The following is a 12,840-nucleotide window of genomic DNA, read 5'->3' as shown; positions in this document are numbered from 1 at the left end:
CTCTAAGGCTAAGCATTGCTTAGCGGTTTGGAGCTTGACGAAACATCCTCCTCTAGAGCTTCAGGACTTGGCAAAACCTCCTCTGGGTCGATCGCCAGAAGATGCAGAATACGCCGCAGGGGAATGTTTATGTGGGTCGATCGCTCAACCAGCTCTCGGCCCAGTGTGTAGATGGCCTGCTCGATCAGGTAGTTGTCGAGCAGCACCTCTAGCTCTTGCTGGGTCTGGGGTAAAAAGCCATCGCGAGAGGCTGTGCCTAAATAGGCTTTGATAAACGTCGTGCTGACCCAGCGATACCAAAACTCGGCCCATCGCTGCAGTTGATGCCGCTGTTCGGGCTGGCTGATGCCGCTTTCGATCTCATCGTCAAGGGCGATGTTGACGGCGTAGTAAAACGATTGCAGCATGCCCGCTACGTCTCGCAGGGGCGATCGCTTCATGCGGCGCTCGTTGAGACTGCGTGCCGGGTCGCCCTCAAAGTCGATGATAAAGAAGTCTTTGCCCGTGTAGAGCACCTGTTCGAGATGGTAATCGTTGTGGCAGCGAATTCGCAGGGCGGTAATTTTCTGGTCTAAGACCGCCTGAGACCGCTGGAGACAGACATCCTGCTGGTCTAAAACGACTCTGGCCAGCGATCGCGTATCGGAGGGCAGCGTATTCAATCGGTTTTTGAGCAGTAAAAAGACCTGCCCGGTCAGGTTGCGGCTGTACTGATAGATCGATCGCTGGTAGAGCGAGGTAAACGGCTCGGGCGCAAAGGCTGGGTCGCTGTCGGCATCAACGGTGAGGGCGATGTGCAGTTCGGCGGTGCGCTGCCCCAGCAGCTGCATATTGGCCAAATAGCTGTTGATCGCCTTGCAGGCCGGAATTTGAGACTCAAGGGAGGGCAGCGGACAGTAGGGCAGCGGAAAAAAGACCTCGGTGGGGTCGCCCGCGGGTTTGGGCTCTAGGGCCAGGGGCGACCCCGTGGGCATGGGCGCTTCGGTCACATCGGACTGATCCATGACGACGAGGTCAAAGAAGTCGCGCAGATGGTCGAGGGTGTACTCCCAGGCGCTGCGGGTATCGGGGATAAACTCCTGCAGAATACCGATCGTAATTGGCTCGGTGGCGGGCCGCTGGTAGATCAGGGTGCCTGCGATCGAGGTGATGTTGGTAAAGCGGTGATGGTCGTCTAAAAAGCGGCGAACTTCTAAGTCGGGGTGCTGGCCCTCATCCACTTTTTGAAACAGCTTGAGAATCAGGCGATTTTGGGCCGCCACACCGCTGGCCCTGGCGTAGGCGATCGAGGTGTTGTTGTGAGCCCCTTTGATCAGGGTKGGTTCAAAGGGTGGGCTGGGCTCACCGGACGCATCGCTGGGTTCGCCCCCGCTGAGCTGATCAAACAGCGCCGTGGTGGTAGAAACCAGTCTACCGGCAGAATTTTCGTAGATTTGGTGACGCGCAATGCCGTCGAGCAGAGTGGTTAGAAATGGCTTGTCGGCGATCGCATCGAACAGCACGGCGACATCGTCGCTCTGGGCCAACTTCAGGCGGGCCACGACCGCGCTGGGGTTTTCGGAGAGCAGATGCAGCGCCTGGTCGCCCTCGGCCACGGCCAAAAACAGCACGTAGGTCTGCGGATTGCCCTGAATGTAGTCGACGTGCAGCTCCACCATTTGGGCATGGCTGTGGCCGTAGGGAATGGCGATCGCCCCCACAATGCGAGCCGCCTGCACCGTGCGGGTTCTGCCGCCAAACCAGCGGTGGTTGGCCAAATAGTGGGGCAGCAAATTCTCCAAACTCGCGGCAAAGCGCCGGGTAGGGGCCGACTGCAGCCGGGCAAAGGCCCCGTGCCACGCCCCGTCGAGCACCAGCGTGGGCAGCTCGGTCTGCGGATCGGTGGCGGGCAGGGGCACCGCCTGAGGCTTGAGGGTAAACCAGTAGACCGCGTAGGCCCCAATGCTGAGGAAGTAGGGCAGCTCGTCAATGGGCGGAAACTCGGTGCGGCCAAAAATCTCGACCGGCACCCACCCCTTAAATGCCCCAAGCTCAAGCTCGACGGTCTGCACAAAGCGCGACAGGTTGGCGACGACCAGAATTTTCTCGTCTTCGTAGGTGCGAGTAAAGGCCAGCACCTTGCGGTTTTCGGGGTGCAGAAGCTGAAAATCGCCGCTGCCCAGGGCGCGAAAGTGCTTGCGCATGGCAATCAGCCGCTTGGTGGCGTTGAGCAGCGAGGTGGGGTTGGCCCGCTGGGCCTCCACATTGACCGTGGCGTAGTGGTACTCGGCTTCGACAATCAGCGGCAAAAACAACCGCTGGGGGCTGGCACTGCTAAAGCCCGCATTGCGGTCGTAGTTCCACTGCATGGGGGTGCGCACGCCGTTGCGATCGCCCACGTAGACGTTGTCGCCCATGCCAATTTCATCGCCGTAGTAGAGCACGGGGGTGCCGGGCAGCGACAGCAGCAGGCTGTTGAGCAGCTCGATCTGGCGGCGATCGTTGCCGAGTAGCGGCGCTAGCCTGCGCCGAATGCCCAGGTTTACCCGCATCTCAGGGTCTTGGGCGTAGACGCGATACATAAAGTCGCGGTCTTCGTCGGTGACCATTTCCAGGGTTAGTTCGTCGTGGTTGCGCAAAAACAGGCCCCACTGGCAGTTGTCGGGAATAGCGGGCGTTTGCTGCAGAATATCGGCGATCGGAAAGCTGTCCTCCATGCGCAGGGCCATGAACAGGCGCGGCATCAGCGGAAAATGAAAGTTCATGTGGCATTCGTCGCCATCGCCGAAGTAGGCGGCGGCATCTTCGGGCCACTGGTTGGCCTCGGCCAGCAGCATCCGGTTGGGAAACTTTTCGTCGATGTGGCGGCGCAGCTGCTTCAAAAAGGCGTGGGTTTCGGGCAGGTTTTCGCAGTTGGTGCCCTCGCGTTCGTAGAGGTAGGGCACGGCATCCATACGCAGGCCGTCGACCCCCATCTCCAGCCAAAAATCCATCACGTCGAACACGGCCTGAGCCACCGCCGGGTTGTCGTAGTTTAAATCGGGCTGGTGAGAGTAAAAGCGGTGCCAGAAGTAGGCGTTGGCTACCGAATCCCAGGTCCAGTTGGAGGTTTCAAAATCCTGAAAGATAATCCGGGCTTCCTGGTATTTCTCGTAGGTGTCGCTCCAGACGTAGAAATCGCGCTCGGGGCTGCCTTTGGGTGCCCGCCGCGCCCGCTGAAACCACGGGTGCTGGTCGGAGGTGTGGTTGACAATCAGCTCGATGATGACGCGAATGCCCCGCTGGTGGGCCGCCTGCATCAGCTCCTTGAAGTCGTCTAGGGTGCCGTAGATGGGGTTGACATTCATGTAGTCGGCAATGTCGTAGCCATCATCGCGCAGCGGCGACGGAAAGAACGGCAGCAGCCAGATGGCCGTCACGCCTAAATCTTGAAGATAATCCAGCTTCCCGGTCAGGCCCCGAAAGTCGCCAATACCATCGCCGTTGCTGTCGGCAAAGGCGCGCACCGGCACTTCGTAAATAATGGCGTTCTTAAACCACAGGGGATCATTCTTCAAAATCAATGGCTTCCTTCACGCGCAATGTCAGCCCCTACGCTAGCGGAAATGGTGAAGGGCGTCATCGTCCGGTGGTAAGAGCGATCGCGCCTTAACCGCAACTTAAAGGCAGCTTTATAAACGCTTGATCCAGCCTGCTTTGCTATCAGCATAGCCTTCAGCAAAGCAGGCCACCGTCTTCTTCAAGCAGGAACTGCCGATCAGGAGCTAAAGGCGGATTGTGCTCATACTCAAGTCTCTGCAGCCATACCTTGGGTGGATGTTCGCAGTTAGCATTTTCTTCTATGAATAGCATTGCTGATCCTGTTGCCAATTCTGCAGGCGGATTCTTTCTGCAGATAGTTTGCTGCATCTTAAGTGCAGGCGGCTAAACCAGCTTTATGCAGCTCAGATTCGGCGCGGCTCAGATTCGGCAGTTATCCCAATCCAGTAGCGAATTTGTATGAGTTTCCAACGCGCCAGTGGTGTTTTACTGCATCCCACCTCTTTGCCGGGCCGCTTTGGCATAGGCGATTTGGGCCAGGCCGCCTACGCCTTTGTCGATTTTTTGGCGCGCAGTGGTCAAACGCTGTGGCAGGTTTTGCCGCTGGGGCCGACCGGCTACGAGCATTCGCCCTACATCATGAACTTCAGCACCTTTGCGGGCAATCCGCTGCTGATTGATCTGGAGCAGCTGGCCGCTGAGGGGTTGCTGGAGGCCACTGAGCTAACGCCATTGACCGATGTGGACCCCGAAAAAGTTGATTTTGATAAAGTCATTCCCCATAAAACCCATTTTCTCAAGCTGGCCCACGATCGCTTTTTGAGCAAGCAGTCGCCCGATCAGCAGGCCAAACTGGACCAGTTTTGCCAAGAGCAAGCCTCATGGCTGGACGATTTTGTGCTGTTTATGGCCCTGCTAGAGGCCAACGAGGGCAAAAGCTGGAACTACTGGGAACCCGCGATCGCCCGCCGCGAACCAGAGGCACTTGCAGCCCAGCGCGAAGCGCTAAAAGACGCCATACAGTACCACCAGTTTTTGCAGTTTAAGTTCTTTGAGCAGTGGCAAAACCTGCGCCAGTACGCCAACGATAAAAACATCAAGATCGTGGGCGATATTTCAATCTACGTGTGCCACAACAGCTCTGATGTGTGGGCCGACCCAGAGATCTTTAAGCTCAACCCCGACACCTTTGAACCCGCCTTTATTGCCGGCGTGCCGCCCGACTACTTCAGCGCCACCGGGCAGCTCTGGGGTAACCCGGTCTACAACTGGGAACAGGTCGAAAAAACTAACTTTGCCTGGTGGATTAAGCGCTTTCAGGTGACGTTGCAGTACGTCGATATTGTGCGCGTTGACCACTTTCGCGGCTTTGAAGCCTACTGGCAGGTGCCCGCTGGCGAAGAAACCGCCGTCAACGGCGAATGGATTGAAGCACCCGGAGAACGGTTTTTTACCGCCTTAGAAAAAGCCCTGGGCACGCTGCCGATTATGGCCGAAGATCTCGGCATTATTACCCCCGAAGTAGAAGCTCTGCGCGATCGCTTTGACTTTCCGGGTATGCGTATTTTAATGTTTGCCTTTGGCGACGACCCCCACAACGCCTATTTGCCGCACAACTACACGCGCAATACCGTCGTTTACCCCGGTACCCACGACAACGACACCATTATCGGCTGGTGGCAGCAGGCCAGCGACAGCGAGAAACAGTTTTTGGCCCGCTACGCTGGCTACGCCTCGCCCGAATCTATTGAGGCGATCAACTGGCTGCTGATTCGCACGGCGCTGGCCTCGGTGGCCGATTTAGCCATTATTGCCCTGCAAGACCTCCTAGACTTAGACGGTCGCGCCCGCATGAACGACCCCAGCCGCAACGACGGCAACTGGCGCTGGCGCTACCGCAGTTCAACGTTGCTTACCCAAGCGCTCAGCGATCGCCTGCTGGCGATGACTCAGCTCTACAGCCGCTAGTGGCTCACCGCCACCGATTTAAGGCAACTTTTGAAAAGCAATTTTCCAGTGGTGGGCAGTGCCCACCCTACGGCTGGCTGGATTTAAGGTGCAGATCGCCTGTCGTGTTTAGCGATCAGATCATTGAGGTCTTGCTGCATTTGGTCGCGGACAAGGCGGTAGCAGACCTCGACGTAGGGGCGATCGCGGGCGGCCTCAGCCCCATAGCGCTCAAAATAGATGGGCGTGCCGACGTGGGTGGCGATCGCTCTGGGCCAGGGAATATTGGGCACGGGTCCAAAGGCAATGCCCCAGGGTAGCCCCAGATACACCGGAAAAACCTCCGGATCGATGCCCAAAAACCAGGGCATGCCCCAGTCGTGTAGCTGCCGCACCAGGGGGTAGATGTCGGCTAAGACCAGCAGCGTGTCGTGGGCACCCCAGGACACGACTGGAACGATCGGTAGCTGGCGCTGTAGGGCAATTTTGACAAAGCCCTGGCGATCGCTCAGATGAATGCGATCGCGCTGGCTAAACGGGCGAAAGATATCTTGAGCGCCACCGGGATAGACCAAAATGCTGGCCTTGCGGTCGAGGGCCGTCAGCGCCACCTTTGGGTGCGCCGCGATCGCCCCAGCCCGTTCTGCCAGGTTGGCCAACGGCGGTGCCGCCTGCCACACCTTGGGGTGCATGAGGCCATAGACGGGGCGATCGGGGCCAAACCGCCTGACCCAGTCGTAGATCATCATGAACATATCGGGGGCCGCCAATCCGCCGTTGTGGGAGCCCACCAGTATCACCTGGCCCTCAGGAATCTGCTCCCACCCGTCGGTCTGAACCTGAAAGTAGTGCTCGTATAACCAGCGCCACAGCGGCTGAAAAGCCTGAATGAAGTGAGGATCTCGACGATCTAAAGACCATCCCGGACGATGGGTCGCCATAGGGCCGTAAGCTTTCATCTAAAAGGCATTTTCAACCATACTCTAGAGATGCGTAGCCGCCCGAACTGATCTGTGCCGGTAGAGTCTGTGCCGGTAGGGTGCTTGCCCCTGCGGGCGTCTCGCCTACCCTGTACGTTGGCTACTGCGCCCCTAGTTTTGATTCCAGGCCTTTTGGCTCTATGTCTTTTACTAGATGCACCTGTTGCTTGCCCTGGGGTAATGTTATGTCGCTTGCCCCATTTCGGCATCTTGCCTCAGCATCTATGAAGATGGATTTCAGCACAATTCTAAATCAAAAGCGCGACACAATTATTGATTTGTGGATTGGTGCAGTTTTTGAAGATCAGCAAATTGAGGCGACAAACGAGTTAACTTTCAACGCAGTGCGTGACAGTCTGCCTAGGGTGCTAGCATCCCTTGCCGACATGATGGCCCACAGCGATCCAGAAAATTATCAAGTTATTGACGAAGCCAGTTTAGAACATGGTTTAATTCGGGCCGAACAAGGGTTTGAACCCGCTGAAATCGCGCGAGAATATCGTCTGCTGCGATCGGTCATTTTTTCAGAACTAGAAGCCGATTTGGTTCAGGCCTCCCCGGCTGATGTGTTGTGGGCCATTCGGCTAATTGATACCGTGGTGGATGAGGCGATCGCCCGCTGCTTTGACAGCTATACCCAGAGCCGCATGGAGGAGTTAGACAAACTCAGAACTCAAATGCAGCTCACCAATCAAGAGCTAACCCGCCTGGTGCGGGCTAGCCACGACAATATGTCAAAGCTGACCCACGAACTCAAAACTCCGCTCACCTCAATTATTGGCTACGCCGATCTGTTTTTGCGGCAGCAGCAGCAGGCTGACCTCAACGATTCTTACGCCCATCTAGAAAGTATTGAGCGGGTTCTGCGCAGCGGGCGACTCCTGCTGCGGCTGATTAACGATACTTTGCAGCTGCAGCAGGGCGACGGACAAATTAAGTTGAAGGTGGTTACTATCACCCCGCAAGATCTCATTCAGTCGGTGATAGAAATTGTCGAGCCACTGGTTCGCGATAAAGGGCTGGAGCTGAAGGTAGACTGCGATCGCGCCCCTCAAATCGTGCAAACCGACCCCCTGCGCCTGCAGCAAATTGTCACTAATCTACTGAGTAATGCTATTCGCTACACCGAAAAAGGCTATGTCTCTATCTCTGCCGAAACCCTTGATCACAACCGCTGGTCAATTGTGGTTAGCGATAGCGGCATTGGCATAGCCCAGGCCGAGCAAAAGTATATTTTTGAACCCTACTACCGCGTTCACCACGGCCCTACGCCCGCCAGCGATCAGGGCACAGGGCTGGGGTTGGCCATCGTCTCGCAACTGGTGGAGTTGATGCAGGGCGAAATTCTGGTGTCGTCCCTGGTTAAGCAAGGCTCAACATTTACGGTGATTATGCCGGTTGAGCAGCACGAGCTTAAGCACAATTAGGGTTGTAAGACGTGAGGCGATCGCCCTTCTAATCCTGATCGTCCATGCTCCTAGCGCGGCACCCCCAACGATAACAACAGCTATCGCTGTTCCCTAAGCGAAGTCGTTGGCGTTCGCGAAGCGAGTTCTGAGCACTCAGCTACCCCAGGGGGGCTAGGGGATATTAGCGGCGTCGACAAAAGAGAACCGTTGTAACCCCCGATTGGTCAAGGGCACAACCGTTTGCCCCTGCGGGATGCCTGTTTTGATCTAGCGGTTTTAAACCGGCTTATAAACTCCCAATGAATCTGCACATTCTAGATAGGTCAGAGCCTTAAAGATTGCGTGAAGTAACTTACTAGGGGCTAACTGACCGAAACTTTTAGATGTGGGAAACATCTATGATACGTAGACCTGCCTATTCGTAGGGTTCGTCATGAACGTGAGTGACGTAGCAAAGCTAGGCCTAATGGTGATGTTGGGCGATCGCCACAACACATTCTTTAGCATCGTTTAATTAAAGCTTTTACTTATACAAGCAGTTAGACATTTATGGAATCAAGAGCAATGCGTAGATCAGTATTGTTTCTATCAAGATTTATGGCCGGTCTATGGGTAGCCCTAGTCGGTGCTTTTCTATTTTTGCTTCTGTCGAATGCTCCAAGCGTACCTGATGCTGCACCGTTTGCGAGTGTATCAATTAAAGCCGAAGACGGCGCTATCGTTCACTTGCCCAATAAAATTTTTTCCTGTACTGAAACAGAACAGCAGTTTCAGTGCCAAACAAACATTCAGAGTCGTTTGCTGAACCTTAGCTTAACAAAGGGAAATGCCGATCAATATTACTTCAGCGATTGTCGTGCCCTGTATGACGACCAAGCGATTGGCTGTCAGAAGGTGGGGCAAACCTATGCCCCCATACTCTCAGACATCTATGAGATTACCGATCTAAATTTAAGCTCTCAGCAGCTACAGGTTGTCAAACAAAAGTATTGGGGCATTAACACCCTTATGCGGCTGGGTGAACTGCGCTTAACGTGGATCTGTGCAGGACTATCTATTGGAGCGGGCATTATTGCTACTCTCTTAACCTGGTTTAAACCAGGGGAACTGAGCAAAGTTTTTACAAGCCTTGCCTGTGGATTTGGCGTATATCGCTTAATTTGGAGTTTGCTTGGTGGTGTGCAGTACGACCTGGTAACACCGTACGGATTTACGCCGGTCACTTGGGGCTGGGTTGTCAATGGAGCTGCGATCGTTTTGGGTGTCGGAATGGCCCTTGCCACCGCTCTTCTGCTTTGGCAAAGGTTAAACCAGTTCACCAGAACTCTCATCAGCATAGGCATTAGTGCCGGAATTTTTAGTCTTTGCTGGCTATCCCTAACGTGGAATTTTTATAATGTGCTCTCTTTCTTAGGTTTAGAAGATAATGCTCTTGTGCAGCAGGGGTATCCGTTGATGTGGCTCGCTACAGCTATTTCAATTGTTCTGGCAGTTGCCGCTGCTATTTTGCTTAAGGTGTATAGCTATCAATCAATTAAAAAATTTCTCTCCCTGGGTAGCGGCATTGGTTCAGTAGCTCTAACCACAAACTTTTTCCTGTTCGTTCTATTGAGCCTGGGTTACGCAGATTAAGTGCTGGCCAGTCTGCTTAGGGCAGTACTAAGCATCTGTAGCCAAGACTGGGGCAGCGAGCTGACGTATAGCCATTGCCTATGGGTTTTCAGTAAAACGTCTAACCTTCGCGGCGACGGCTATACATGCCAGTTTTGACCTAGAGATGAAAGCTGCCCACCCGAAACCAGCGATACCCGTACCCTTCTAACTGAATATCATGGGAACCTTGCTGAATCGATTCATAGGGCTGGTCGTCTAGCAGATCGATGAGGGGCGTTGTCTTATCGTCTAGTTTTAGAGTCACAACGCAAGCCTCCCTCGACAGGTTGTGAATGGCAATTACGGTGCCGTCTTTCCACTGGCAGCGATGGGCAAAGACAGCCGAATTGTCGGTATCAATGATTTCCCAACTGCCCCAACCAAATTCAGGGCATTCCTTACGCATCCGAATGGCACGTTCCATCCAGTTAAGCAATGATTCAGAGTCCCGTCGTTGGTTAATGACATTGAGTTGTTGATAGCCATAGGGACCTTCATCAATAACCGATCGCACCAGAGCTTCGGGGTCAGCCGTTGAAAATCCACCGTTCTTCTGATCTGACCACTGCATTGGTGTGCGCAGAGCGTCGCGGGCTTCGAGGGACAAATCATCTCCCATACCAATTTCTTCGCCATAGAACAAAACCGGCGTTCCGGGTAGGGTCAACATCAGACTGTACACCAGACGAATGCGCCGCGGATCGTTGTCCAGCAGTGGTGGAAAGCGGCGGCGAATACCGCGATCGAAAACCCAAACTTGGTCTTTGTCCTGGTTAAACCGCTGCAAAATTTCGTCTTGTTCTTCATCCGAAAGTTTGTCTAAGGTCAGCTCATCATGGTTTCGCACAAAGTACGCCCATTGCCCAACATCAGGCGGCTGGGGTTGTATCTTTAGGCCATTGATTAAGGGACGAGCATCTTCTCGGGCCATCGCCAGGGTAAGCGTTTGATTGCCCATAAAGCTGAACAGAAGCTGCATGCGATCGCCATTGCCAAAGTAGTCAGCAATCTTGTCCATCGGCTCGTTAACTTCTGCCAGAACGATCGCATCGCCTCGCCGCCAGGATAGAAAATCGCGAATCTCCTTCAGAAACAGCAGCGGATCTTTGGCTTCGGCGGTATCTTTGATGCCTTCTAGCTCGATCAAAAAGGGAACCGCATCGACTCGAAAGCCAGATACCCCCATTTGCAGCCAGAAGCCCATGACTTTGTAAATTTCCTCCCGTACCTGAGGATTGGCGACGTTTAAATCTGCCTGATGCTCATAAAAGCGGTGAAAATAATAGGCTCCGGCTGATTCGTTGTAGGTCCAGGTGCTGTCTTGATACCCTGGAAAAATAATGCCCTCCTCAGCATTTTCTGGCTTTTCCTCAGCCCAGACGTAGTAGTCTCGGTATTTAGAGTTCTTGTCTTGGCAAGCCGCCTGAAACCACGGGTGATCAATCGAGGTGTGATTCACCACTAAATCTACAATTACCCGCAGTCCACGCTGCCCGGCTTGGCGGGTAAATTCAACAAAATCGCCTAACGTGCCTAACCGTTGGTCAACACTGTAGTAATCGGTGATGTCGTAGCCATTGTCCCGATTGGGTGACGGGTAAAACGGCATTAGCCAGATACAGTTAACGCCCAAACCGGCGATGTAATCAAGGCGATCGATTAACCCGACAAAGTCTCCAACACCGTCTCCGTTCCCATCCATGTAAATTTCTACATCAAGACAGTAGATGACGGCATCTTTGTACCAAAGATCTAGCATGATCGCTTGCAAATAGGGGGCAGTAGCAACCCCACCGTCACAAACAATAGCCTCAGCAGCATCTATCAGCAGATACATTTGAGTTCAATAGATTTTGCCGGGTTTTGCTATAGAGTTTCTCGAACTGGTGAGGTACGCACTGGTTCGGTTCTAAATCCTTCCAGTGTTTAAGTAAGTAGGTTTGAGAATCTATAGGACGCATTCCGACTCCGCTCAATGCTCGATCCGTTGCTGGGCAGAGGGTTGGCGGAGTCGTTCACGAAGTGTCTCCCAAAGGGAGACCGGAAACTTAAGCTGGGTTTAGTTTGGCCCTTCTACTTAGCTGTATAAGATCCACGCTGTAACCCCTCTTATATAAGGGGGCAGCGAGAATTATTGCGAGGTACTTCACGCGATTGAAACTTGCTATAGCGCGTCGCTCAATTTACAGAGGTATGAAAGTCTATAGGTTGGGCTAGCCAAGCCTAACCGTGACCCAAGCTGTGAGTGCTCAAGCTTAGCTAAGGGGCGCGGCCTGCATCGAGGGCTCTACCGCGCTGGCCAGTTTGCGCAGCATGGCGGCGGTGGTGTCGAAGTCTACGCAGGCATCGGTAATGCTCTGGCCGTAGGTGAGCTGTCGCAGGTCGTTGGGGATGGGCTGACTGCCCGCCTTGATATGGCTCTCGATCATGACGCCGAGAATATGGCGCGAGCCGTTGCTCACCTGAGCCGCAATGTCGTCGAGCACCGTGGTTTGGCGGTTGTGGTCTTTGTTGGCGTTGGCGTGGCTGCAGTCGACCATCATGCGGTGGTTGAGGTTGAGCTTGGCCATTTCTGCGGCGGCTTTGGCGACGTGGTCGCCGCTAAAGTTGGGGCCGCCCTTGCCGCCGCGCAGCACCAGGTGCCCGTCAGGGTTGCCGGTGGTGGTAACAATGCTGGCCAACCCGTGGTGGTTGATGCCCAAAAAGTGGTGGGGGCGGCTGGCGGCCACCATGGCGTTCATGGCGGCCTGCAGGCTGCCGTCGGTGCTGTTCTTAAAGCCGATAGGCATCGAGAGGCCAGAGGCCATTTCGCGGTGGGTCTGGCTCTCGGTGGTGCGGGCACCGATCGCAGTCCAGGCAATCAGGTCGGCAATGTACTGGGGGGTCACCGGGTCGAGCAGCTCGGTGGCGGCGGGTAGCCCCAGCTGGGCCAGGTCGAGCAGCAGCTTGCGGGCCAGGCGCAGGCCGGTGTTGATGTCGTAGCTGCCGTCGAGGTGGGGGTCGTTGATCAGCCCCTTCCAGCCCACGTTGGTGCGAGGCTTTTCAAAGTAGACCCGCATAATAATTTCGAGCTGGCCCGATAGCTCGTGGCGCAGGTTGACTAGCTTTTGGCCGTACTCGTAGGCGGCGTCGATGTCGTGCACCGAGCAGGGACCAACAATCACCAGCAGGCGGCGGTCTTCGTTGTAGAGAATGTGGCGAATGCGATCGCGGGCCTCGGCCACCAGCGTCGCGGCCTCAGCCGACATGGGAAACTCATGGTGCAGCAGCGCCGGGCTGACGAGGGGGCGAGTCTCAACAACGTGAAGATCCTGGGTTTGGTGCATTGAATT

General features: G+C 54.8%; 7 protein-coding genes. 3 read left to right on the top strand and 4 right to left on the bottom strand.

Features of this window, described 5'->3' with window-relative positions:
• Positions 1–8: 8 nt before the first annotated feature.
• Positions 9–3,542: a maltose alpha-D-glucosyltransferase gene (treS, locus tag IQ265_RS11450; RefSeq protein ID WP_194053555.1), complete on the bottom strand. Its 3,534-nt coding sequence runs from the start codon at positions 3,540–3,542 to the stop codon at positions 9–11.
• Between the two features lie 436 nt (positions 3,543–3,978).
• On the opposite strand from treS, the gene malQ reads away from it, so the two are divergent.
• Positions 3,979–5,487: a 4-alpha-glucanotransferase gene (malQ, locus tag IQ265_RS11445; protein ID WP_194053547.1), complete on the top strand. Its 1,509-nt coding sequence runs from the start codon at positions 3,979–3,981 to the stop codon at positions 5,485–5,487.
• An 83-nt stretch (positions 5,488–5,570) separates the two neighbouring features.
• Here the strand turns inward: malQ and IQ265_RS11440 are convergent, their stop codons facing one another.
• Complete coding sequence (locus tag IQ265_RS11440; RefSeq protein ID WP_228037811.1) at positions 5,571–6,407, bottom strand: lysophospholipid acyltransferase family protein; 837 nt, start codon at positions 6,405–6,407, stop codon at positions 5,571–5,573.
• 269 nt (positions 6,408–6,676) lie between these two features.
• Here IQ265_RS11440 and IQ265_RS11435 point away from each other — a divergent pair, with 269 nt between their 5' ends.
• Both IQ265_RS11435 and IQ265_RS11430 read left to right on the top strand, forming a co-directional pair.
• Positions 6,677–7,873, top strand: coding sequence for a sensor histidine kinase (locus tag IQ265_RS11435; protein ID WP_194053543.1), 1,197 nt, complete (start codon positions 6,677–6,679; stop codon positions 7,871–7,873).
• A 531-nt stretch (positions 7,874–8,404) separates the two neighbouring features.
• Positions 8,405–9,487, top strand: a complete 1,083-nt coding sequence (locus IQ265_RS11430; RefSeq protein ID WP_194053541.1) for a hypothetical protein — start codon at positions 8,405–8,407, stop codon at positions 9,485–9,487.
• Between the two features lie 139 nt (positions 9,488–9,626).
• Here the strand turns inward: IQ265_RS11430 and IQ265_RS11425 are convergent, their stop codons facing one another.
• Complete coding sequence (locus IQ265_RS11425; RefSeq protein WP_194053539.1) at positions 9,627–11,267, bottom strand: alpha-amylase family protein; 1,641 nt, start codon at positions 11,265–11,267, stop codon at positions 9,627–9,629.
• A 496-nt stretch (positions 11,268–11,763) separates the two neighbouring features.
• Positions 11,764–12,834: a 3-deoxy-7-phosphoheptulonate synthase gene (locus IQ265_RS11420; RefSeq protein WP_194053537.1), complete on the bottom strand. Its 1,071-nt coding sequence runs from the start codon at positions 12,832–12,834 to the stop codon at positions 11,764–11,766.
• Positions 12,835–12,840 lie beyond the last annotated feature (6 nt).

Origin of the sequence: Nodosilinea sp. LEGE 06152, from assembly GCF_015207525.1 — a bacterium.
Lineage (GTDB): Bacteria > Cyanobacteriota > Cyanobacteriia > Phormidesmidales > Phormidesmidaceae > Nodosilinea.
Note: the sequence above shows the minus strand (reverse complement) of the source record. Positions and strands in the feature narration are given on the sequence as shown.

Bases quoted from the DNA above. Each gene is read 5' to 3' on its own strand.
- malQ (WP_194053547.1), top strand. From the start codon at position 3,979: ATGAGTTTCCAACGCGCCAGTGGTGTTTTACTGCATCCCACCTCTTTG.
- IQ265_RS11440 (WP_228037811.1), bottom strand. From the start codon at position 6,407: ATGGCGACCCATCGTCCGGGATGGTCTTTAGATCGTCGAGATCCTCAC.
- IQ265_RS11435 (WP_194053543.1), top strand. From the start codon at position 6,677: ATGGATTTCAGCACAATTCTAAATCAAAAGCGCGACACAATTATTGAT.
- IQ265_RS11430 (WP_194053541.1), top strand. From the start codon at position 8,405: ATGGAATCAAGAGCAATGCGTAGATCAGTATTGTTTCTATCAAGATTT.
- IQ265_RS11425 (WP_194053539.1), bottom strand. From the start codon at position 11,267: ATGCTAGATCTTTGGTACAAAGATGCCGTCATCTACTGTCTTGATGTA.
- IQ265_RS11420 (WP_194053537.1), bottom strand. From the start codon at position 12,834: ATGCACCAAACCCAGGATCTTCACGTTGTTGAGACTCGCCCCCTCGTC.